Source organism: Hyphomonas pacifica (assembly GCF_000682675.1).
Lineage (GTDB): Bacteria > Pseudomonadota > Alphaproteobacteria > Caulobacterales > Hyphomonadaceae > Hyphomonas > Hyphomonas pacifica.
Genome location: NZ_AWFA01000067.1, coordinates 1 through 22,401 on the forward strand (window position 1 = coordinate 1; position 22,401 = coordinate 22,401).

Consider the following 22,401-nt stretch of genomic DNA (forward strand, 5'->3'; position numbering starts at 1 on the left):
TATATCCCGGCACGGAGGGGTGTCGGAAAACGAATTTGACTTTGTAATGATTGTTACACGTCCCGGCCCATAAATTGTGGGATAAACCGGTCTGGCGACTTTTTTCTTGTATGCATATCGGGATGTCATGCTAGGTTTTCTGCAAAGGGCCAGCAGGCCTTTGGGTGGGAGACGCACATGACACTATCTGTATTCAGCGCCGGGTTTGGGCGTACGGGGACGATGTCCCTGAAACTGGCGCTTGAGCAATTGAGCTTCTGGCCATGCCATCACATGGTAGAGGTGATCGAGCATGGCGAGCGGCAGGTGCCGCTATGGAATGATGCGCTGGCGGGCAGGCCGGATTTTGGCGCGATCTATCAGGGCTATGTCGCGGCGGTGGACTGGCCGACGGCGGCTTTCTGGCGGGAGCTGGCGGCGGCCTTTCCTGAGGCGAAGATCATCCTGTCCTCCCGCTCGCCCGAGAGCTGGTATGGCAGCATTTCCGAGACGATCCTTGCTTCGGTGAACATACCGGACGAGGCCCCGTCGCATGTGAAGGCCTGGCTGCAAATGGTCCGCAAGGTGCTGGACCGCAGCCTCGGCCCATCTCGTGAGAAAGAGGATGTGATCGCCGCCTTTGTCGCGCATGAGGCCGCCGTGAAGGCCGAAATTCCGGCAGAGCGCCTGCTGGTGCATGAGGCCAAGGATGGCTGGGCACCACTCTGCGAGTTCCTGGGCGTCGCTGTTCCGGACACGCCCTATCCCCGCACCAACAGCAAGGAAGAATTCTTCGAACACCTGAAAAAGGCAGACGATATGTAAGGTGCGTTTCGCCTTCCCCGATAGAGGGAAGGCGAAACGCCTAGTAACTCTTCGGCAGGCCGAGGACGCGTTCGGCGATGAAGTTGAGGATCATTTCGCGGCTGACCGGGGCGATGCGGGCGAGCATGGCTTCGCGCATCATGCGCTCGACATGGTATTCCTTGGCATAGCCCATGCCGCCATGGGTCAGCACGGCGGTCTCGCAGGCGCGGAAGCCGGCCTCTGTGCCGAGATATTTCGCGGCATTTGCCTCCGCCCCGCAATCGAGGCCCTCATCATAGAGGCCCGCGGCCTTGTAGGCGAGCAGTTCGGCGGCGGACAGTTCTGCCCAGGCCCTGGCGAGCGGGTGCTGGATGCCCTGGTTCTGGCCGATCGGGCGGCCGAATACGACGCGGTCCTTCGCATACTGAGCAGCCCGCTCCAGCGCGGCAAAGCCGAGGCCGATGCTTTCGACCGCGAACAGAACACGTTCCGGGTTCAGGCCCTGGATCAGGTATTTGAAGCCCGCGCCTTCCTCGCCGATCAGGTGTTCCTTCGGCACTTCCAGCCCGTCAATGAACAGCGTGTTGCACTCGACGGCCTTGCGGCCCATTTTCGGGATCGGGTTTGCCTCGATCTTGCCGCGGTCAAGGTCTGTGTAGAACAGGGAGAGACCCATATAGGGCTTGGCGCATTGGTCTTTCGGCGTGGTGCGCGCGATGATCAGGATCTTGTCGGCGCGCTGTGCCCCGGTCGTCCAGATCTTGCGGCCATTGATGGTGTAGCCGGTATTGGTGCGCTCTGCCTTGGTCTCCAGGCTGGACGTGTCGAGGCCGGAATTCGGCTCTGTTACGGCGAAGCACATCTTCTCCTGGCCGGAGATGATCTTGGGCAGGTTTTCCTGCTTCTGTTCGGCATTGCCGAATTTCTCCAGCGGCTTCGGCCCGAAAATATTGAGGTGGATGGCAGACGCGCCGGAATAGCCCGCGCCGGTGCGCGTGACGGTCTGCATCATCAGGGCCGCTTCCTTCAGGCCGAGGCCCGCGCCGCCATATTCTTCCGGGAAGGCAATGCCCAGCCAGCCGCCCGCGGCCATGGCGTCGCAGAATTCTTCCGGCCAGTCACCGGTTTCGTCTGTTTTGGCCCAGTATTCATCATTGAAGGGCGCGAGCGTTTTCTCGACGGCGGCCTTGATGGCGGCCTGGTCTTCACTCATCGGGGCGATCTGATGCATGTGGCGTGGTCCTCCTGAGGCAAGAGACTTAAGGCCGAGCTGTGCGCCCGTCCAGCAATCGCGCTGCGTCAGGGCAGCGCAATAGCGCTTTCGATGCCGATGGCGTGGAGGAAATTCGGGTCATGGCTGATGGTGATCAGGGCGCCGTCATAGGCGGTGAGGGCGGCTTCGAGGGCTTCAATCGTGTCCATGTCGAGATGGTTGGTCGGCTCGTCCAGCAGGAGGAGGTCCGGCGGCTCTGGCGCGGCGAAGATGGCGGCGAGCCCGGCGCGCAGGCGCTCCCCGCCGCTAAGGGTGGCGACCGGCTGATGCGCGGCGGTGTTGCGGAAGGCAAAGCGGGCGAGCGCGGCGTGCGCCTCATTCAGGGTGAGGTGTGGCTGGACGGCGCGGATGGCCTCAAGGATGGAGCCCACGCGCGGCAGAAGGCTGACATGCTGATCGAGCCGGGCGATGCGGTCTGTGTGGCGGTGCAGCGTGCCGGAAGCGGGGGCAAGCTCGCCCAGGATCATCCGCATGAGCGTCGTCTTGCCAGAGCCGTTCGGCCCGGAAATGGCAAGGCGCCGAGGTCCGCGCAGGGTGAAGCTGAGCGGGCCGAACAGGCGGCGCCCGTCAAAGGCCGCGGTGATGTCTTTGGCGGTGAGAATGTCCTTGCTGGCAGGCAGGTGGATGGGCGGCAACTCCATGGTGATCGGCGCAGTGATCTCGACGCGGGCACGGGCGGCCTCAAGCGACGCAGCGGCCTCTGCCGTCTGACGACCTACGAGTTGGTTGCCGCGCGCGGCGGTGTGCTCGGCGCTTTCCTGGCGCTTGTCGAGCAGCATTTTGGGCTCTGCGTTTTTGGCGCGGGTGTTGCGGCCGGCCCTGTCGCGGCGGTCCTGTTTTTCCTTTGCGCGCTGGGCGTCTGCCTTTGTCCGTTTCAGGGCGTTCACGGAGCGTGTGAGGTCTGCCTCGGACTGGGCGCGGGCAGCGTCGCGGGCTTCGCGGAACTCGCTCCAGCCACCGCCAAAGACGGTGACGCCGATAGGGGAGAGTTCGACAATCCGGTCCATATGTTCCAGGAGGCCCCGGTCATGACTGGCGATGATCGCGCCGCCGCGCCAGTCGCGCAGCAGGGATGTGATGGCGGCACGCCCCTCCGTATCGAGATTGTTTGTCGGCTCGTCCAGCAACAGGATGTCCGGCTGTTCCAGCAGCAGACGGGCGATCATGACACGTGTGCGCTCTCCGCCGCTGAGCCGCGCGAGGGGCGTATCCAATGGCATTTCCCGCAAGCCGGTTGAGGACAGGGCGGCATCGAGGCGCGGTTCCAGCGTCCAGTCGGCGGCCTCTGCATCTTCCAGCGTGCCATCGCCGGTCGTCATGCGGGTGAGTATGGCGAGACCCTCTGCCGCGCCGAGCGCTTCGGAGACGGTGAGCGTTTCGTCCGCAATCTGATCGAGGCGGCCTATGCGGCCGTGTACGGAGAGGTTGCCGCAGGCGGGTTCGACCTCTCCGGCTATGGCGCGCAGCAAGGTGGACTTGCCACAGCCATTGCGGCCAACAAGGCCAATGCGTTCGCGGCCGAGCGACAGGGTCAGCCCGTCAAAAAGCGGCGTGCTGTCAGGCGTTGTGAGGGAAAGAGAGTCGAGCATGAGAGAAAAGGACATGGGGAAGCCGAAGGGTCATGGATAGGGTCAGCGAAGCGGTGGGCTTTGCGATATCCATGTGTCTGGCCTCCAAGAACTCTCTGCGGTCGAAGCGTCTAGATACGCATTTTCAGGCCGCGATCAAGGAGAATGGGAAATATTTTTGGATCAGGCGGGCAGGAGGCGCGCTGGCGAGAAGGCGTTGGCGAGGTCGCTGGTCTGATGGCCCAGCATCTGGTCTGCCAGAATACGGGCTGTCAACGGGGCGAGCAGGATGCCATTGCGATAATGGCCTGCGGCGACGAACATGTTTTCCTGCCGGGTGCGGCCCAGGAAGGGCGCAAAATCGGGTGTCCCAGGGCGCACGCCGGACCATGTATCCGTGATGCGGGCACCTGCGACAGAAGGGACGATGCGGGCGGCATTTTTTAGCAGGGTGGCAATGCTCTCCGTATCCGGCATACCTTCAGTGCGGCCAGGTTCCATCGTGGCACCGATAACGAGCAGGTCTCCGCGCGGCACCATATAGATGACGCCCGCCCGCAGAGTGGTGGACGGATGATCTTCGCGCCGTTCCACAGACAGCATCTGACCGCCATAGGAATCGATTTCGTCGAGCGTGGTATCCCAGTTGACGAGGCTGAATTGCTGTCCGCGTTCTTCCACTTTCAGCACGGCACTTTGCCAGCCGGCGGTCACGAGCAAGAGGTCATGCCCCTCAATGGCAAGCTCACTTCCACGCGATTGCAGCGGGGCGGCGGCGCGCTTCAGCGTGATGTTCGGCTGACGTTCACAGAGGGTCAGCAGGGCGGTGACGACAGCGCGGTTATTCACATAGCCATCGGTTTCAAGTTTCAGGGCACGGATCAGATCCGGTGACAGGGCCGGTTCGATCCGGCGGGCGTCCTCAAGGCTGAGCTGCTCGCCGGGCAGACCCTTGGCCTTCAGGTTTTCGAGAATGCCGGAAAGGTGCTGCGCGGTGGTGTCATCGGCGGCGACCGCGAGCGAGGGGCCTGCAGAATAGCCGAGATGCACGCCGCAATCGTGTTGAAGGCGCTCGGCAAAGCCCGGCCACAGGGCCGCGCTTTCCAGGCAAAGCTCGAACAGGCGCGGATGCACGCCGGGCTCACAGGCGGCTTCATAGGCAGGGGCGATCATGCCGGCGGCGGCCCAGCTGGCGCCGCGTCCGGGCGGGTTCGGGTCATACAGGGTGACCGCTGCGCCGCGGCCAGCGAGCTCCAGTGCGCAGCTGAGACCGATAATGCCTGCGCCAGCTATGGCAATACGGGGCAGGGAGCGGGAGGGGCCATCAGCGCGGGTCATGCGCGCTGTTTAAGCCATTTCTTCAGGGAATTGAATGTTCAGGCCGCACTCGCCTGCATTTTGTGGATTTCCCAGAAACTCTGAAAGGCTTCGGCCCATTTCTGGCTCTGGAAGATGATTTCCTTGTGCATCGTGCCCATCGGACAAACTGCCGTGCGGACCATCATTTGCGGATAGTCATCCGACATGGGGTTGCGGGTAATGTGCTCGCTGAGAAACGCATCCAGCGCGGCGGCCAGTTTTGCGTCTTCCTCGGGTGATCCAAGTGCCAGATCGACAATAATATCACTCATCACTTCCCCACATTCTGTGCCGTGTGGCCTTTTTTATTAACGCCTTTCTAGGCGGTTCATCCTTAATGCAAAATTTGCATTGCCATAGAAGTTTCACACTCCGGGACATTTCTTTTGGCGGAATGTGCAAGAAACGGGCAAAAGGTCGCTACCTTGTCTTGTTGCGATTCATTCTCAACTGTGTTTGAACGGTGTTCTAACGCTGAGAAGAGAAAGATTGTTCCATGAAATGGTATGCGCCCCTTGCGACAGCCGCCCTGTTTCTGGCCGCCTGCGGTGGCCCGGCGGAGGCGCCGGCTGAAAGTGATGCGCCTGTAACGCCTGCTGCAGAGTCCGCTGGCGTGCTGAACGTCTATTCCGCGCGGCACTATGATTCCGACAAGAAGATGTACAAGCAGTTCGAAACCGAAACCGGCATCAAGGTGCGCTTCCGGGAGTCCGGGGCGGCAGAGCTGCTGGAGGCGATGAAGGCTGAGGGCGCAAACAGCCCCGCCGATGTGATCATCTCCTCCGACGCGGGCACGCTGTACAGATTTGAAGCAGCCGGTTTGACACAGCCCGCCAATTCCGAAGTGCTGGACAAGGTGGTGCCGGAGCATTTCCGCGATCCGGCAGGCAATTGGTACGGCCTGACCAAGCGCTTTCGCGTGATCGTTTATGATCCCGAGCGCGTGACGCCGGAGCAGGTGGATGAATATGCCGACCTCGCCAGCGCCGATTTTGACGGTGAAGTCTGCATGCGTTCTTCCACGAACATCTATAATCTATCCCTGATGGGCGAATTGATCGACCGGATGGGCGAAGACAGCGCCGCCGCCTGGGCGCGTAGCGTGGTGGAGAATTTCGCCCGCCCGCCGCAAGGGGGCGACACGACCCAGATCGAGGCAATTGCCGCCGGTGAATGCTCGGTCGCGCTGACCAATCACTATTACTGGGTGCGCATGATGCAGGGCTCAGCCACGCAGCGCGCCGCCGCCAGCAAGACGAAACTCTCCTTCCCGCAACAGGATAGCTGGGGCACGCATGTGAACGTGACCGGCGCGGCCGTGGCGGCCAATTCGCCGAACCGCGAGAATGCGCTGCGCTTCATCGAATGGCTGACCACGCCGGAAGGCCAGGGCCTGTTGACGACGGAGACCAAGGAAGTGCCGCTGATCGAAGGCGCCAAGATGCCTGAAGGTCTGGAGTTGCTGCCGGAAGAGTTCAAGGAAAGCGTTTTCCCACTGAACCGTCTGGGCGAGAATCAGGGCGAGGCGCAGGCCATTTATGACCGGGCTGGCTGGAACTAACCCGTCTTGACCAGCCTGACAAACCTTCGCAGCTTCAGATTTCGAAGCGTTGACGGGCCCGCCTTTCTGGCGGGCCTGATCATTGCTGTGCCGGTCATTGCCACGCTGATTGCAGGGCTGGTGTATGGCGGCGGTGATGTGTGGGTGCACATCCGCGACACACTGCTGACCGGCTATACGCTGGGCACGCTAGGCACGCTGGCATTAACCGCCATTATGACCCTGGCTGTTGCGGTTCCGGCCGCATGGCTGGTCACGATGTACCGCTTTCCGGGGCGGGGGCTTTTTGAATGGCTGCTGATCCTGCCGCTGGCGGCACCCGGCTATGTGCTGGCCTATGCCTATGCAGATCTAATGGGCCTGATGGGGCCGTTCCAGATGGCGATCCGCGAGGCGACGGGCCTGTCGGCACGCGACTATTGGTTTCCGGACATGCGCAGCCTGCCGGGCCTGGCCTTTGTGCTGACCTGCGCGCTGTATCCATATGTCTATCTGACGGCCCGGTCGGCCTTTGTGTCGCAATCTGTCTGCGCATTGGAAGCGGCGCGCAGCCTGGGTGCCAGCAGTGCTCGCCGGTTCTGGCAGGTGGCGCTGCCCGCGGCGCGCCCGGCAATTGCGGCAGGTCTGGCGCTGACGCTGATGGAAGCGGCAGCAGACTATGGCGCGGCGGAATATCTGGGCGTGCCGACGCTGACCTTTGGCATTGTGCGCGCCTGGCAGAGCTTTGGCGAACCGGCAGCGGCGTCCCGTCTGGCGCTGATCCTGGTCGTGATCGTGATCGCGCTGATCCTGACCGAGCGCCATACGCGCGGGCGGGCAGGCAGCCAGCAAAGCTCCACCCGCTGGCGCACAGTGTCTCGTACCAAACTGCCGCTGGGCGCGGGTCTGGCGGCGAGCGCATTTTGCGGCCTGGTGTTTCTGGTTGCGTTCTTCCTGCCGGTGTCGCGGCTGATCTGGCTGAGCCTTGAGAGCCATGACCAGATTGCGCCGATCGGGCAGGCGCTGATCAATACGCTGATCCTTGCGGGCTCTGGCGCGGTGCTGGCCTTTGTGCTGGCGCTGACGATTGCGCTGACCGCGCGGCAGAGCGGACTGGTGGCAGGCTTTGCGCGCCTCATGGCGTCGACCGGCTATGCCATTCCAGGCGCTGTTCTGGCACTGGGCGCGCTGCTGGTGATGGGGCAACTGGGCGTGACGCTGACCGGGGCCGGTGCGATTGTTGCGCTGGCCTGGGTCTATGCCAGCCGGTTCACCACCTCTGGCGCTGAGCCGATGGTGGCCGCGCTCGGCCGCGCCCCGGCCTCCATGGGCTATGCTGCTGAAAGCCTTGGCGCTTCGCCACTGCGGCGCGCGGTTTCCGTAGACCTACCGGTCGCGCTATCAGGCGCCATGGCTGGTGCGTTGATCCTGTTTGTTGAATCACTGAAAGAGCTGCCCGCGACGCTGATGTTGCGCCCGTTCAATTGGGACACGCTGTCTGTCCGGGCGAATGCCTATGCCAGTGATGAGCGGCTGGCAGCGGCGGCGCTGCCCTCCCTGCTGATCACGCTGGCAGGTCTGTTGCCGGTGATCCTGTTGTCCTGGCGGCTCAGCCATTCCCGGCCTGGAGATACGCAATGAGTGAGACACTGACGGCCAAGGGCATTTCCCGGCGCTATGGCACTTCAACCGTGGTGCAGAATGTCAGCCTGACGCTGCAACCGGGTGAGATCACGGCCCTGCTGGGCGGATCGGGCGCGGGCAAGTCCACGCTGCTGCGCCTGTTTGCCGGGCTGGAGCCGGTGGATACGGGCGAAATCCGGCTGGGCGACCAGCTTTTGTCCTCCCCTGAGCGGACCGTGCCGGCCGAAAAACGCCGCATCGGACTCATCTTTCAGGATTTTGCGCTGTTTCCGCATCTGACGGCGGCGCAGAACGTGGCCTTTGGCCTGAAATCCATGGGCAAGGAGGCGGCGCGCGCGCTGGCGGCGGAATGGTTGGAACGGCTGGGCCTGACGGGCCGGGCAGAGGCCTATCCGCATGAGCTTTCCGGCGGGGAGCAGCAAAGGGTGGCGATTGCCCGCGCGCTGGCACCCAGCCCGGCGGCGATCCTGATGGATGAGCCCTTCTCCGGCCTCGACCCCGCGCTGCGCGGCAGTGTGCGCGACACGGCGCTGGCGGCAATCCGCGAGGCTGGCATTCCGGCCCTGCTGGTGACGCATGATCCGACCGAAGCGCTGGAAAGCGCTGATTGTATTGCGATTTTGCAGGGCGGAACACTGTTGCAACAGGGCGAGGCGGCCGAGATTTACATGAATCCGGCGAGCGCCGCTGTGGCTGCGTCTCTGGGGCCGGTCAGCCGCCTCAAGGCCGAGCATCTGCCGGAAGGATTGACCGGGCAGGCGGTTCCGGCAGGAACGGAACTGATCGTACGCCCGGAAGGCGTGTTGCATGATGAGAACTCTCCGGCGCGGGCGAAAGTGCTGGCCAGCCAGCTGACCGGGCCGCTCTGCCGCCTGCTGTTGCAATGCAATGGTCAGGCGCTGACGGCGCTGGTGCCGCGCACGAGCGCGCCGAAAGCAGGCGCGGAAATCGGCATCCGCCTCGATCCGGCGCTGACATTCATGTTCCAGTCAGCCAACACCTGACAATTCTGTCATCAGTGTTGATCGCCCCTCGCCTTTAGGCGGCGAGCCCCGTAAATTCAGGGGCGTAACCTGATGAACGGGAGGCGCTAAGCATGGCGCGAAATTTCCTGAAGCTTGCTGCGACTGCCGCCATGGCCGCCTTGATGGCCGCCAGTGCGTCGGCCCAGAGCCTGATCCGCGATACCGAGATCGAGGAGACTCTGCGCGAATGGACGAACCCCATTCTGGAGGTTGCGGGCCTCAACCCGAATGATGTTGGCCTCTACATCATCAATGATCCCTCGCTGAACGCCTTCGTGGCGAACGGGCAGAATATCCACATTCATACCGGTCTGATCATTGCGGCGGAATCGCCCGGCCAGATCAAGGGTGTGATTGGGCACGAGACATGTCACATTGCGTGCGGCCACTCGGTCAGCCGCCAGCGCGCCGCTGGTGTGGCGATGCGCCCGGCCTTGCTGTCCATCGGCCTTGGCATCCTGGCTATGGCGGCAGGGGAAGGCGGGGCTGGCGCAGCGCTGATCGGCTCGTCCCAGCAATTTGCGGCACTGAACTTCTTCGTCCACACCCGCGCGGAAGAGGCAACTGCCGATGCCGCCGCCGTGGAATATCTGACGCAGCTGGGCGAGTCTCCGCGTGGCCTGGTCGAGTTCTTCGAGAAGTTCCGTTATCAGGAAGTGCTGTCGGATGCGCGCCGCTATCCGTATTTTCGGGCCCACCCGCTGGCCTCTGACCGTATCCGCACGGTGCGCCAGCTGGCCGAGGATTCCGGCATGATGGATGTGCAGCCAACGGATCGTGAAGTATATCAATACCAGATGATGCGCGCGAAGCTGATCGGCTTCCTCGACACGCCGAACAAGGTGGCGCGTGAATATCCGCCGAGCGACCAGAGCGAGCCAGCTCGCTATGCCCGCGCCATTGCGGCGATGCAGGCATCTGACATCGAAACGTCGCTGACGCTGATCGATTCGCTTCTGGAAGACGAACCGGACAATCCGTATTTCTGGGAACTGAAAGGTCAGGTCCTGTTTGAAAGCGGCCGAACGGCAGAATCGGTTAAGCCGCACAAGCGCTCGCTGGAGCTGAAGCCCGGCGCGCCACTGCTGCTGATCAATTATGCGCGGTCACTGAATGCCCGCGCTGAGCCGGGCGACATCGAAGCCGCCGAGGATGCACTGCGCAAGGCGCTGATCGCCGAACCGGACAATGCCTTTGCCTGGGCGCAGCTGGCCATCACCTATGAGGAGCAGGGCCGCCGCGCCGAAGCTCAGCTGGCAACCGCCGAGTCTGCCTATTCGGTTGGCGATATTGTGCGGGCGAACCGCTTTGCGCACTTTGCCGTGCAGAGCCTTGAGCCAGGAACGCCGGATTATCGCCGCGCCGATGACATCCTGATGGTGACGGACGCGAACAATCCGGACAATCGCGATATGTATCGCCGCCGGGGACCGGGCTTTTCGCTCACGGTTCAATAGGCCGCGATCAACTTTGTGTCAGGCCTGATGGACGCGGGCTGCGCAGCCTGTATATCTGCGAAACGTAATATTATACCTGACGACAGGAAGGCCCGTATGACCTTTAAACTTGCCACCATGACCGCTGCGATGGCGGTTCTTGCCCTTACCCCTGCCTGCGCCGAGAGCAAGGCAGCGCCCGCTGCTGACCGCGAGGCCGTGGAAAAGGTCGTGCGCGACTACATTCTGGAAAACCCGGAGATCATCGAGGAAGCCCTGATCAAGTTGGCCGACCGCCAGCGCGCCGAGGCGGCCAAGGCCAGCCAGGATGCGATCATGCAGAACTATGATGCGCTGTATAATCACGCTGACGATCATTTCATCGGCCCCGCGGATGCAGAGATCACGCTGGTCGAGTTCTTCGATTATCGCTGCGGTTATTGCAAACGCTCTGTCGACTGGGTGCAGAACCTGCCTGAGGAATATGATGGCAAGGTGCGCGTCGTGTTCAAGGAACTGCCGATCTTTGGCGGCATCAGCGAGACCGCCGCGCTGGCAGCCCTCGCAGCTGGCAAGCAGGGCAAGTATAACGAATATCACGTCGCGCTGATGAAGCTGAAGAACAATGACGATCTCACGGAGTCGAAGCTGGACGAGATTGCCAAGGACCATGGCATCGACGTGAAGAAGATGCGCGCTGACATGCGCTCCATGGAAATCCAGAAACAACTGTCCGATATGAAGCAGCTGGGCCGGACGCTGGGCGTCGATGGTACGCCGGGCTTCTTCATGGGTGACAATTACATTGAAGGTGCGAATACGCCACGCATCATCGAGCTGATTGAAGGCGAACTGGACAGCTAGGGCCTGAGCCTCAAGCGGGCCAAGACTCAAGAAGGCAAGGACGTTTCGTACGGGCTGTCCAGCGAGAAGACAGGGATGGTGGCGATCAGTGTGGCGCCATCATCGCTTTCCAGATCATAGGTGCCGCTCATAATACCGGACGGGGCAGACAACGGTGCGCCGGATGTGTAGCTGAAGCGCTCTCCCGGACCAAGCGTTGGCGTCTGGCCGATCACGCCGTCGCCATCAACAATTTGACGGCGGCCAGCAGCGTCCACAATGCGCCAGTGGCGGCGGACAATGGTCCAGGTTCGCTCGCTCTCATTCTCCACTTCCACTGTGTAGGACCACATGAACCGGGCTTTTGCCGGCTCTGATTCATCATGCATGAATTTCGGACGAACCCGGATGCGCACGCCATCCGTGATCTGTTCATAAAGTGGAGGTGGTACCCGTCTGCCCATTCCTGTGAAATTCAATCCTATTGGTTCACACTCTGTTAAGGGCGTTGGTCAAATCCATTACAAGATCGTCAGAATCTTCCAGTCCTACGGACATCCGGATCCAGCTGCGGTCAAGCCCCATTGAGGCCTGCTCTTCATCGCTGAGGGCGCGGTGCGTGGTGGAGGAGGGGTGACAAGCCAGCGATTTGGTGTCGCCGAGATTGTTGCAGATATCGACCAGCTCCAAGGCGTTCAGGAATTTGAACGCCGCGTCCTGCCCGCCCTTGAGGGAGAGCGCGATCATTGTGCCGCCCGCGCTCATCTGGCGTTTATGCACATCGTAGTGCGGATGGTCTTTCCGGTGGGGATAGCGCACCGCCGCAATGGCCGGATGGTCCGCGATGACATCTGCCAGACGGGCGGCGTTTTGCGTCTGCTGGTCTACGCGCAGCTTCAGCGTTTCCAGGCCCTTCAGCACGACCCAGGCATTGAACGGCGAGGCCGCCGGGCCCATGTGGCGCAGCCACGGATCAATCACCTCTTCAATATAGGCCGAGTTGCCGAGAATCGCGCCGCCCATGACGCGGCCCTGACCGTCCATATGCTTGGTGGTGGAATAGACCACGAGATCCGCGCCGAGCTCCAGTGGCTTTTGCAGGATCGGCGTGGCGAACACATTGTCGACCACCAGCACGGCGCCGGCCTTCTTGCAGAGCTTTGACACTGCTTCGATGTCCACCCCGTCCAGCAGGGGATTGGCCGGGCTTTCGATCAGCACAAGTTGGCAGCCCTTGGCGATCTCGCGCTCCCAGGCGTCCAGGTCTGCACCGTCCACGAAGACGGTCTCGATGCCAAATTTCGGCATCTGGTTGGCGATGATCCAACGGCAGGAGCCGAACAGGGCGGTCGCCGCAACAACGCGGTCACCGGCCTTCAGCGGTGCAAGAATCGCGCTGGAAATGGCACCCATGCCAGAGGCCGCGACGCGGCAGGTCTCTGCGCCTTCTATCAGGGCGAGGCGCTGTTGCAGCATTTCGCAGGTCGGGCTGCCATAGCGGGAATAGACAAAGCCATCTTCCTCACCGGCCATGCGGCGCATCGCCTGTTCGGCACTGTCATAGGAATATCCGGAGGTGAGATATAGCGCTTCGGAGATCTCGCCATGGGGCGAGCGCATCAGGCCGCCGCGCACCGCACGGGTCGCCGGCTTCCAGCCCTTTTTGCTATCGCTACCTTGTCCATCTGCCATGACACTATAGTCCTTGTGTTTCGTGTAATGGGTCTTATGCCTGAGACGGCAAGGGGTGCAAGAGATGGCCGAAGATTCGGGTGTATTGCCAGATCATGAGATTATCGCACTGGCAGAGGCGGGTGCGATCCGCACAGACCTGCCGCTGGATGACGGACAGGTGCAGCCGGCCAGCCTGGACCTGAGGCTGGCAGAGGATGCCTATCGCCTGCGGGCAAGCTTTCTGCCCGGCAAGGACCGCACGGTTGCCGAAATGTTGCAGGAGCCGGGCATACATATGCACCGGATCGACCTGACCAAGGAAGGCACGGTACTGGAGACGGGCTGCGTGTACCTCGTGCCGCTACAGGAGCATCTGCGCCTGCCGCCCGGCATTGCGGCGCGGGCGAACCCGAAAAGCTCCACCGGGCGGATCGATGTGTTCACGCGTCTGGTAACGAACAGGTCGCGCGCCTTTGACGAAGTGCCGATGGGCTATTCCGGGCCGCTTTACCTGGAAGTGTCGCCGCGGACGTTCCCGATCATGGTACGCCCGGGAGACCGGCTGGCGCAGATAAGGTTCAAGCGCAAACGGCCTGAAACGCTGAAAGAGAAAGTGGTCTCCATCGATCTGGAAGTGAAGGGCGACCAGCCTGTGGGCTGGCGCGCGAAGCACCATTCCGGCATCGTGGACCTTCGAGGCATCGGCGCACATGAGGCCGGGCAGTTCTGGGAACCGGTCTGGCCGCGCGATGGCCGGATTGTTCTGAACCCGGAGGAGTTTTACATTCTGGTCAGCCGGGAGACCGTAAAGGTCGCGCCGAACGAGGCCGCAGAGATGGCCCCGATCGCGCCTGAGCTGGGCGAGTTCCGCGCGCATTATGCGGGCTTTTTCGATCCAGGCTTTGGCACCAATTCAAGCGGCAGCCGCGCTGTGCTGGAAGTGCGCTCTCGCGATGTGCCCTTCATTCTGGAACACGGTCAGCCGGTCGCCAAGCTGATCTATGAAAGCATGGCGTCAAAACCGCAGGGGCTGTATGGTGGAAAAGGCTCCAATTATCAGGGGCAAGGGCTGAAATTGTCGAAGCATTTTGTGTGAAAGGGCAGTCCATGAAGCTTCATTATTCACTGACTTCGCCCTATGCGCGAAAAGTTCGTGTGGTGATCATTGAGCATGACATGGAAGACGAGGTGGAAATGGTGAAGGCCAATTCCATGGCGGAAGGCGCGGCAGAGATCATCCACAATCCGCTCAGCAAGATTCCTTCGCTGATTCTGAAGGATGGCTCTGCCTTGTATGACAGCCCGGTGATCTGCGAATATCTGGACCATGAAGCGGGTGGTAAGCGCCTGTTGCCCAAGGAAGGTTCACGCCGCTGGAGCGTGCTTCGGGCGCAGGCCTTGGGCGACGGCATTCTGGACGCCGCCATTGGCATGGTTATAGAAGGCGGACGGCCTGAGGGGCAGCGCTCTGGCATGTGGCAGGAGCGCTGGACGGGTGCCATCCATCGCAGCGTAGACCAGATTGCCGAGGAAGTTGCGGAAGATCCCAAGGCGTTTGATCTGGGCCTGATCACCTATGTCTGCGCACTAGGCTATCTCGATTTCAGGTTACCGGATCTAGACTGGCGCGCCCCGCATCCGGATCTGGCAGAGTGGTATGAAGAGCTCTCGGCCCGCGAAAGCTTTGCCCGCACACGCCCGCCGGAGGAATAGGGCGATATTGTAAAGCGTATCGTGCACGGCTGACATATTCGATTTCTTTTTTTAATTGTAACTTGTTCAACCGTTGATTCTGGGCTTGTCTACAACCGAGGCGAGTTTGGGGTTTTATGGTGATTACAATTGAGAATGGCTTCTTTCTGAGTGGCCATCGTACGGCTGCTGAAAAGCTCTTCAAAGCCATCTTCCACAAGCCGCGAGCTTATATGAACCAGGGGCAGGCCGAGTTGGGCATGCTCAAGGAATACATTCCGGTTGGGTCAACGACGATTGATATTGGCGCGAATGTCGGGGAGTTTTCCCGGCGCCTGTCACAACTCTCCGAAGGCGGGCTGGTCGTGGCGTTCGAGCCGCAATCCATGCCGCGCTCGGTGATGACCATGGCGGGATTCATGCGCGGCAAGAGCCGCATCATGGTGCTGCCGCTGGCGCTGGGCGATGATGAGGGTATGGTGACCCTCAGTGTGCCGATCAAGAAATCCCGCAATATCGGTGTCGGTCTGGCGCATATCGGCAGTGACGAAGATTTCAAGGGCCGTTTCGAGGTGAAGAAGGAATTGGTGCCGCTGACCCGGCTGGACACAGTGATCAAGCGTATCGAGACCGGGCCGATTTCCTTCATCAAGATTGATGTTGAAGGCGGCGAATTGAACGTGCTGCGCGGCGCGGTCGAGACAATTGAAAAGCACCGACCCACTGTTCTGTGCGAGGTGGAAGCTCATCAGAGCCGTTTCGACTCGACGGTTGAGGAACTGGTAGATTTCTTCCGTGGGCGCGGCTATGTTGCGCGCAGTATCTCGACGGGCGAAGTGCTGCCCTTCGATGCCCTTGAGCATAATACGGTCTTCACCCCGGCAGATGACGCGCCGGGGTGAGACCTGGGGGTAAGCTCCGGACGGGTCAGGCCGGCTCGGCGTCCATCATGTATGAGACTGGCCAGTCGATGTCCGCAAAATAACGCGTCTTCATCCGGTCGATATAGGCGACCAGATTGGCGTGCTTGTGAACAAGGCCGCTCAGCGGCGTGTCGAAATACTCCGTGCCGCAGGCGATCAGGACGGCAGCAACAGAAGCATCGGCGCAGCTGGGTTCGGTTCCGAACATATAGTCCTGATCCGCCAGATGCATGGCGATGGCGCCGATATCCCAGTCCGCCAGTTGCATCCGTTCCTCATCGCTGAACCGGCCTGTTCCTTCGCCAGTGTGCATGGCAGAGAGGTTTTCGCGCACTTCGTTCCGAACTGCGTCCCGGGCATTTTCGGGAACGCCTGAAAAGAACAGGGCTGGGCCTTTTCTGAAATTGCCATCCTTCATCCAGCGCTCATACGCCATGATCTTGGTGAGCTGGCCTTCCGCCATGCGTTCCAGAGCCCAGCTGGCGGCAATGTCCTTGCCAGTCATGCCGTCATACAGGCCGCGGCCAAGCTTGATTTCCAGATGATGGCGGATGAAATTACTGTCCTCGAGCAGCTTGCCATCATCAATGATGTAGGGCGCCTTATGCTTCGGAACGCTTTCGAGATCCGCCATGGCGCGGGTGAAGCTGACGCCCAGCATTTGCAGCTGGATATCTGTCTTCATGACGAAAGGGCTGGGCGAGGGGCAGTCGAACATCGGGCCCCATCCATAAAGCGTGATCATCACTTTTCTCCTGTCTGGCTTGTGATGAAGGCTTGATAGCGGAGGTCTGCTGACAGCATGGTGTCAGTAGCGTGGCAGTAGGGTTCAGTTCATGAGGCGCACCGAACGGCTTTTCCAGATCATCCAGATTCTACGGCGCAAGAGTCGGCCCGTGACCGGGAAGGAGCTGGCCGAGGAGCTGGAGACCAGTCTGCGCACTATTTATCGCGATATGGCGGAGCTGATCATGCAGCGCGTACCGATCCGCGGGGAGGCGGGCACGGGCTATGTGCTGCAGCCGGGATATGACATGCCGCCTCTGATGCTCACGACGGATGAATTGGAGGCTGCCGTACTGGGCGCGCGCTGGGTGGCTGCGCGCGGAGATGCGCGTCTGGTGCGCGGCGCGGAGGATCTGATCGCCAAGCTGTCATCTGCCGTACCGCTGGACCTGCAGCCCGTGATTGTGGATTCCGGACTTGTTCCGATCAGCTTCCGAAAGCGGCCGGAGGATTCCTTTGATGTGGCCCTGGTGCGCGAAGCCATCCGTGCCCAGAAAAAGATGGACCTTGGCTATGCCGACGAGGCGGGAAATGTGACCCGCCGCATCGTGTGGCCTTTTCTGATTGTCTATGCCGATGACATAAGGATGATGTGCGCGTGGTGTGAATTGCGGCAGGGCTTCCGCCATTTCCGGACAGACCGGGTTCGGCGGATCGAGAGACTGGAGGCACGCTTTCCGCAACGTGTCGCGCGCCTGCGCAAGGATTGGGAGGCGGAACGTGCCTGGCGGCGCTCTCAGGCGGCTACTCCTCCAGATTCAGGCGCATCTCGGTGATGTAGGGTTTGAAGCCGGTCTTCTCATAGGCACGGATCGCGGGCGCGTTGTTGCTGTAGACCTCCAGCCGCACTTCGGGCAGACCGCGCGAGCGCGCCCATGAAAAAAGGTGATCCATCAGTAGACGGTTCAATCCCTTGCCGCGATGGTCCGGGTGTACAAACATGAATCCTAAAAAGGCATGATAGTCGGATTCGACATAGGGCTTTGATGGTCGCTTGTGCGCATAGCCCGTGGCGATAATTTCTCCATCGAGTTCGATAACCGCAACTTCGGCATCCTCTGATGCGACCAGTTCGCCGACATCGTAATAACTTATTGGGTCTGGCCGCAGCGTGTGGTCATAGGGGCGCTCAGCCGAAATGATGCCCTGTTCGCACTGCTTCAGCACAGGCAGGTCATTGAGAATGGCAGAACGCAGGCGCGGGCGCGAGGCGAAGTCGTCTGAGGTCATGCTGGTATGTCAGCAGGGGCGGCCTGCATCAGGGATGTGGGCCGGGAATGCCGTGACGGCGGGCCAGCGCGTGCAGGATGGCATTGCGGTCATTAATGAAATAATGGCCGTCATGGTGCTGCACGCCGTCCAGGCCTTCGCCTGAATCAGACAGGATCAGCACAGGGGAACCCTGATTGTCTTCGCCCAGCAGGCTGACAATCTCCCTGCGCGGGCGGGCCCAGTTGATGCGGTGGATATCCAGCTTGCCTGCCAACTCTGGATAGCTGGCCAGCAGGCCTTCCATAATGATGCAGTCCGGGCAGTAATAGGCCGCACCCGGATAGGCTGGATCGCTATTGTGCGGGTCCAGAAGGTAGAGCGTGTCTTTTTGCATGATTTAATGCTTCGTTTGCTGAAGGTCTCGGTAGTTGACCAGCGCGCCATTGCGCGTTTCTTGCGGGCTGACCAGTTTGATCAGTTCGGCGGCGACCTCTTCCGGGGTCGGAAGAGTCATCGGGTCTTCACCCGGCATGGCCTCGGCGCGCATGCCGGTGCGGGTGCCGCCTGGATTGTAGATATTGGCGCGCAGTTTCAGGTTTTCATTCTCGTCCGCCCAGCCGAGCACAAGCGCTTCAAGACCGGCCTTGGAGGCTTGATAGGGTCCCCAGAAAGCCCGCGGGCTGCGCGCGACGCTGGAGCTGACAAATACCGCGCGCGGGGCATCTGACTGGTGCATCCAGGGCGACAGAGCGCGGATCAGGTGGAAATTCGAATTGAGGTTCACCGCAATGGTTTCCTCAAAGCTGCGCGGGCCGCAGGTTTCGACGGGGCCCAGCGTGCCGAGAATGCCGGCATTGGCGACCAGGCCATCCAGACGGCCAAAGCGCTCTCCGATCACCTTGCCAAGGGTTTCGATGCCCTTGGTATCTTTCAGGTCCATCGGCACAAGGACGGCTTCGCTGCCATTGGCGCGGATCTCGTCGTCCAGCTTTTCCAGCGCGGCCTTGGAGCGCGCGACGGCAATCACGAGGTCGCCCCGTTTGGCCAGTTCAAGCGCGGCGGCGCGGCCAATCCCGCGCGAAGCGCCGGTCACGAGGGTGATGCGTGGAGTGTCAGTCATGGGCCTTTTTATCCTGTCATCTCATCCCGGAACATGCGGCGCATGGTTCCGGGATGAGATGATGTCCTGATCTGCCTTTAGGCTGAAATCCTAGGCATCGTCCAGCAAGGAGAGTTGGCGTTCCTTGTCGGCCTCTGCGTGTTCATTGTCCACCAGCGGGGTCGGGTAGACGCCCGTGAAGCAATGATCCGCAAATTGCGGCTGCATCGGATTGCGTTCTGGCTCGCCAATCGCCTTGTAGAGGCCCTCCACGGAGAGGAAGCCTAGCGAGTCGACGTTCAGTTCCTTCACCATCTCCTCATGCGTATGGATCGCAGCGAAGAGCTCGGATTTGGCGGCCATGTCGATGCCGTAGAAATCCGGGTTCACGATGGGCGGGCTGGCTGAGCGGAAATGGATTTCCTTGGCGCCGGCATCGCGCACCATCTGGACGATCTTCTTCGACGTGTTGCCGCGCACGATGGAGTCATCGACCAGGATCACGCGCTTGCCATCCAGTACAGCCCGGTTCGGACTGTGCTTCTTGGAGACGGCGCTTTGGCGCCCGATCTGGGTCGGCTGGATAAAGGTCCTCCCGACATAGTGGTTCCGGATAATGCCCATCTGGAAGGGGATGCCGGTCTGTTCGGAAAAGCCGAGCGCGGCCGGCACGCCGGAATCCGGCACCGGTACAATGACATCGGCGTCCGCCGGGGTTTCGAGGCCCAGATGGTGGCCCATGCGGCGGCGCACTTCATATATGGAGCGGCCCTGAACGATGGAATCCGGACGGGCGAAGTAGACATATTCGAACACGCACGGGCTGGACGGGCGCGGCGCGGTGAAGCGATGGGACTCAACGCCCTTCTCGCTGATCACGACGATCTCGCCATTGTCGATCTCGCGCACGAATTCCGCGCCAATAATGTCCAGCGCGCAGGTTTCCGACGCCAGCACATAGGCTTCGCCCAGCTTGCCGAGGATCAGCGGGCGCAGGCCCACCGGGTCACGCGCACCGATCAGCTTCTTGCCAGTCAGGCCCACCAGGGCATAGCCCCCCTCAATTTTCTGCAGCGCATCGACCAGACGGTCCAGGAAGCGCGGACGTGTGGAGCGGGCCACAAGGTGCAGGATGACTTCAGTGTCCATGGTGGACTGGAAGATCGCCCCGTCTTTCACCAGTTCGGTGCGCAGCTTTCTGGAATTGGTCAGATTGCCATTGTGGGCAACGGCGAAGCCGCCCCCGGCAAGGTCTGCGAAAATGGGCTGCACATTGCGAAGCATCGTGCGCCCTTGTGTGGAATACCGGTTGTGACCGATGGCTGCGTGGCCCGGAAGGCGCTGGCGCAGGTCTCCACCGAAATGCTCTCCCACCATGCCGAGATGGCGTTCCGAAGGGAAACGCTTTCCGTCAAAGGTGATGATGCCACACGCTTCCTGTCCACGGTGCTGAAGGGCATGAAGCCCCAGCGCCGTCAAAAGACTGGCTTCGTGGTTTCCGTAGATTCCGAAGACGCCGCACTCCTCGCGTGGCTTGTCATCATCATGATCGAAATAGACCATCTGTGACGCACCTCCTGAGTGACAGTTCTGCGACACGGGCCTATTGCCCTGTTTTGGCCTCTGAGGGAAGGGCGGCTTGCACATCTTTTCCGACTTTCGAGGCTTCATCATTAACATAAGAAGCCATGTTGCTAAGCGCCGGGTAGGTGGCGGAGTTCTGTATCCAGTCTGGGATCCGGCTGTCATCCAAGGCCAGATTTAGGAGCACTGCGAAGAAAACCAAGGCAATGAAGCCACGTGCGATGCCAAAGAACAGGCCGGCAATGTGGTCGAACATGCCGATTCCGTCGGCGCCCTGGATGTTTTTCGAAAGGCGCTGGCCCAGCCAGGCAACGATCACATAAACGATAATAAAGGCGACAATCACGAGGAACAGGTCTGCCGTCCAAGGCTCCATGCCTTCCGGTACGAGACCGGCCAGGTCATCGCGGAAGAATTTGCGGGCATAATAGGCGGCGGCGAGGGCACCGATGAACGCGCCGAGGGTGGCAACTTCCCTCAAGAATCCCCGGGCAAAGGCCATGATCGCGGAGATCACGATGACAGCGACGGCGATAGCGTCGAAAGCTGTAATGGACTCAAGCATTCTGTGCGTCCGGAGCGAGGGTTTGGGCCAGATCGATAAGTCTTTTAATCGGCGTGATCGTCAAGCCATCCACTGTGGTTGGACTGCCTTCTGGAACATAGGCGTGAGTAAAACCTAAACGTACGGCTTCTTTAAGGCGCTGCTCCATGCGCGCAACAGGCCGGACAGCCCCAGAGAGAGCGACCTCGCCAAAGAACACGCTGCGGCCCGGAACCGCCATATCGGAGAGCGAAGAGAGCAGGGCCGCCGCCGCGCCGAGATCGCCCGCCGGCTCGCTGATGCGATAGCCACCCGCGACGGAGAGATACACATCCATGCCCGACAGGCTGATGCCGCAGCGCGCCTCCAGCACGGCCAGCAGCATGGCGAGTCGCCCGCCATCCCAGCCAACAACGCTGCGCCGGGGCGTACCATAGGCACTTTTGGCGACCAGGGCCTGCACCTCTGCCAGCACAGGGCGGGAACCTTCCATGGCCGCAAATACCGCCGCGCCGCCTTCACCCTCGCCATCCGTGCTTAGGAACAGGGCGGAGGGCTCTTTCGCCGGGGCGAGGCCGTATTGGTGCATTTCGAAGATGCCGATCTCGTCCGTTGGTCCGAAACGGTTTTTCACCGCGCGGAGGATGCGGAACTGGTGGCCGCGCTCGCCCTCGAAATAGAAGACGGCGTCGACCATGTGCTCCACGACGCGGGGGCCGGCAATATTGCCTTCCTTGGTGACGTGGCCGACCAGTACCAGCGCCGCGCCGGATTTCTTGGCCCAGCGCACCAGTTCCTGTGCGCAGGCGCGAACCTGACTGACCGAACCAGGCGCGGCCTCAAGACTGTCCGACCACATGGTCTGGATGGAGTCGATCACCACGAAATCGGGCTTGGCCGCCTTCAGCGCGGAGAGGATCTTGCGCAAGTCTGTCTCGGTGGCGAGATCCACGGGGCTGTTGGCCACTTTCAGGCGCTGGGCGCGCTCCTGAATCTGGGCGGCGGCTTCCTCGCCCGAAACATAGACCGTCTTCACGCCATTTCGGGCAAGCCGCGCGGCGACCTGCAGCAGCAGGGTGGACTTGCCGATGCCGGGGTCCCCGCCAATCAGCGTGGCGGAGGAAGGCACGATGCCGCCGCCGAAGACACGGTCCAGTTCCTCGACCCCCATCACGATGCGGGCAGGCGTTTCGGTTTCCGCGTTCAGGGCAACAAAGTCTGCCTTGGAGCTGCGCTTGGTGCCGGTCTTGGGCGCGGCAAGCCCACCCGGCGCGCTGCTGACGGCTTCCTCTACCAGCGTATTCCACTCTCCGCAGCCATTGCACTTGCCGCTCCATTTGGAGTGAACTTCGCCGCAGGACTGGCAGACATAGGCAATATTGGAGGCTTTAGGCATGGTTAAGGGGATATTGC

The 22,401-nt window shown here is 61.2% G+C and carries 23 protein-coding genes; 10 read left to right on the forward strand and 13 right to left on the reverse strand.

Translation table 11 applies throughout. From position 1 onward, the window contains the following. Window positions 1-177 precede the first annotated feature (177 nt). Window positions 178-804: a sulfotransferase family protein gene (locus tag HY2_RS14635; RefSeq protein WP_034828958.1), complete on the forward strand. Its 627-nt coding sequence runs from the start codon at window positions 178-180 to the stop codon at window positions 802-804. Window positions 805-844: 40 nt separating this feature from the next. Here HY2_RS14635 and HY2_RS14640 read toward each other — a convergent pair whose 3' ends face one another. The 4 genes from HY2_RS14640 to HY2_RS14655 all read right to left on the reverse strand — a co-directional run bounded on the left by HY2_RS14640 (window position 845) and on the right by HY2_RS14655 (window position 5,258). Then, on the reverse strand, window positions 845-2,017 hold the full coding sequence (locus HY2_RS14640; RefSeq protein ID WP_112062591.1) for an acyl-CoA dehydrogenase family protein: 1,173 nt from the start codon (window positions 2,015-2,017) through the stop codon (window positions 845-847). A 68-nt stretch (window positions 2,018-2,085) separates the two neighbouring features. Further along, complete coding sequence (locus tag HY2_RS14645) at window positions 2,086-3,648, reverse strand: ABC-F family ATP-binding cassette domain-containing protein (RefSeq protein WP_241762410.1); 1,563 nt, start codon at window positions 3,646-3,648, stop codon at window positions 2,086-2,088. Between the two features lie 162 nt (window positions 3,649-3,810). Continuing rightward, complete coding sequence (locus HY2_RS14650; protein ID WP_034828963.1) at window positions 3,811-4,965, reverse strand: FAD-dependent oxidoreductase; 1,155 nt, start codon at window positions 4,963-4,965, stop codon at window positions 3,811-3,813. Window positions 4,966-5,003: 38 nt separating this feature from the next. Next, complete coding sequence (locus HY2_RS14655; protein WP_034828965.1) at window positions 5,004-5,258, reverse strand: hypothetical protein; 255 nt, start codon at window positions 5,256-5,258, stop codon at window positions 5,004-5,006. A 224-nt stretch (window positions 5,259-5,482) separates the two neighbouring features. On the opposite strand from HY2_RS14655, the gene HY2_RS14660 reads away from it, so the two are divergent. The 5 genes from HY2_RS14660 (at window position 5,483) to HY2_RS14680 (ending at window position 11,495) form a co-directional block, all read left to right on the forward strand. Then, window positions 5,483-6,547, forward strand: coding sequence for an extracellular solute-binding protein (locus HY2_RS14660; RefSeq protein WP_034828967.1), 1,065 nt, complete (start codon window positions 5,483-5,485; stop codon window positions 6,545-6,547). A 6-nt stretch (window positions 6,548-6,553) separates the two neighbouring features. Continuing rightward, window positions 6,554-8,167: an ABC transporter permease gene (locus HY2_RS14665; RefSeq protein WP_233346374.1), complete on the forward strand. Its 1,614-nt coding sequence runs from the start codon at window positions 6,554-6,556 to the stop codon at window positions 8,165-8,167. Further along, window positions 8,164-9,174, forward strand: a complete 1,011-nt coding sequence (locus HY2_RS14670) for an ABC transporter ATP-binding protein (RefSeq protein WP_034828969.1) — start codon at window positions 8,164-8,166, stop codon at window positions 9,172-9,174. Before HY2_RS14665 ends, HY2_RS14670 begins: the two co-directional genes overlap by 4 nt. Before the next feature lie 92 nt (window positions 9,175-9,266). Beyond that, on the forward strand, window positions 9,267-10,652 hold the full coding sequence (locus tag HY2_RS14675; protein WP_034828971.1) for a M48 family metalloprotease: 1,386 nt from the start codon (window positions 9,267-9,269) through the stop codon (window positions 10,650-10,652). Between the two features lie 96 nt (window positions 10,653-10,748). Further along, on the forward strand, window positions 10,749-11,495 hold the full coding sequence (locus tag HY2_RS14680; protein ID WP_034828973.1) for a DsbA family protein: 747 nt from the start codon (window positions 10,749-10,751) through the stop codon (window positions 11,493-11,495). Window positions 11,496-11,521: 26 nt separating this feature from the next. On the opposite strand, the gene apaG is transcribed toward HY2_RS14680, so the two are convergent. Together apaG and metZ are read right to left on the reverse strand one after the other, a co-directional pair. Beyond that, window positions 11,522-11,938, reverse strand: a complete 417-nt coding sequence (gene apaG, locus HY2_RS14685; protein WP_034828975.1) for a Co2+/Mg2+ efflux protein ApaG — start codon at window positions 11,936-11,938, stop codon at window positions 11,522-11,524. Window positions 11,939-11,963: 25 nt separating this feature from the next. Further along, entirely contained in the window at window positions 11,964-13,166 is a 1,203-nt protein-coding gene (gene metZ / locus HY2_RS14690) for an O-succinylhomoserine sulfhydrylase (protein ID WP_034828977.1), read from the reverse strand. 64 nt (window positions 13,167-13,230) lie between these two features. Here metZ and HY2_RS14695 point away from each other — a divergent pair, with 64 nt between their 5' ends. The 3 genes from HY2_RS14695 (at window position 13,231) to HY2_RS16905 (ending at window position 15,742) form a co-directional block, all read left to right on the forward strand. After that, window positions 13,231-14,244, forward strand: coding sequence for a 2'-deoxycytidine 5'-triphosphate deaminase (locus HY2_RS14695; RefSeq protein WP_034828979.1), 1,014 nt, complete (start codon window positions 13,231-13,233; stop codon window positions 14,242-14,244). Between the two features lie 11 nt (window positions 14,245-14,255). Beyond that, entirely contained in the window at window positions 14,256-14,861 is a 606-nt protein-coding gene (locus tag HY2_RS14700; RefSeq protein WP_034828981.1) for a glutathione S-transferase N-terminal domain-containing protein, read from the forward strand. 116 nt (window positions 14,862-14,977) lie between these two features. Next, the gene (locus HY2_RS16905; protein WP_051595083.1) at window positions 14,978-15,742 is read left to right on the forward strand and encodes an FkbM family methyltransferase; all 765 of its coding nucleotides are present in this window, start codon (window positions 14,978-14,980) and stop codon (window positions 15,740-15,742) included. Window positions 15,743-15,767: 25 nt separating this feature from the next. Here the strand turns inward: HY2_RS16905 and HY2_RS14710 are convergent, their stop codons facing one another. Continuing rightward, window positions 15,768-16,508, reverse strand: a complete 741-nt coding sequence (locus HY2_RS14710; RefSeq protein ID WP_051595084.1) for a glutathione S-transferase family protein — start codon at window positions 16,506-16,508, stop codon at window positions 15,768-15,770. Between the two features lie 91 nt (window positions 16,509-16,599). Between HY2_RS14710 and HY2_RS14715 the strand changes: the two genes are divergently transcribed. Then, window positions 16,600-17,325: a helix-turn-helix transcriptional regulator gene (locus tag HY2_RS14715; protein ID WP_034828982.1), complete on the forward strand. Its 726-nt coding sequence runs from the start codon at window positions 16,600-16,602 to the stop codon at window positions 17,323-17,325. On the opposite strand, the gene HY2_RS14720 is transcribed toward HY2_RS14715, so the two are convergent. The 6 genes from HY2_RS14720 to radA all read right to left on the reverse strand — a co-directional run bounded on the left by HY2_RS14720 (window position 17,294) and on the right by radA (window position 22,384). Beyond that, on the reverse strand, window positions 17,294-17,779 hold the full coding sequence (locus HY2_RS14720; RefSeq protein WP_034828983.1) for a GNAT family N-acetyltransferase: 486 nt from the start codon (window positions 17,777-17,779) through the stop codon (window positions 17,294-17,296). The genes HY2_RS14715 and HY2_RS14720 overlap by 32 nt on opposite strands. Before the next feature lie 28 nt (window positions 17,780-17,807). Then, window positions 17,808-18,155, reverse strand: a complete 348-nt coding sequence (locus HY2_RS14725; RefSeq protein ID WP_034828984.1) for a DUF3088 domain-containing protein — start codon at window positions 18,153-18,155, stop codon at window positions 17,808-17,810. Between the two features lie 3 nt (window positions 18,156-18,158). Then, a complete protein-coding gene (locus tag HY2_RS14730) occupies window positions 18,159-18,881 on the reverse strand; it encodes an SDR family NAD(P)-dependent oxidoreductase (protein WP_034828985.1) in 723 nt (240 codons plus the stop codon). A 90-nt stretch (window positions 18,882-18,971) separates the two neighbouring features. Continuing rightward, window positions 18,972-20,423 (reverse strand): amidophosphoribosyltransferase, encoded by a 1,452-nt coding sequence (purF, locus tag HY2_RS14735; RefSeq protein ID WP_034828986.1) that lies wholly within the window; start codon window positions 20,421-20,423, stop codon window positions 18,972-18,974. Between the two features lie 40 nt (window positions 20,424-20,463). Further along, complete coding sequence (locus tag HY2_RS14740) at window positions 20,464-21,009, reverse strand: CvpA family protein (protein ID WP_034828987.1); 546 nt, start codon at window positions 21,007-21,009, stop codon at window positions 20,464-20,466. Next, on the reverse strand, window positions 21,002-22,384 hold the full coding sequence (gene radA / locus HY2_RS14745) for a DNA repair protein RadA (RefSeq protein ID WP_034828988.1): 1,383 nt from the start codon (window positions 22,382-22,384) through the stop codon (window positions 21,002-21,004). The genes HY2_RS14740 and radA overlap by 8 nt, the downstream gene beginning before the upstream one ends. Window positions 22,385-22,401 lie beyond the last annotated feature (17 nt).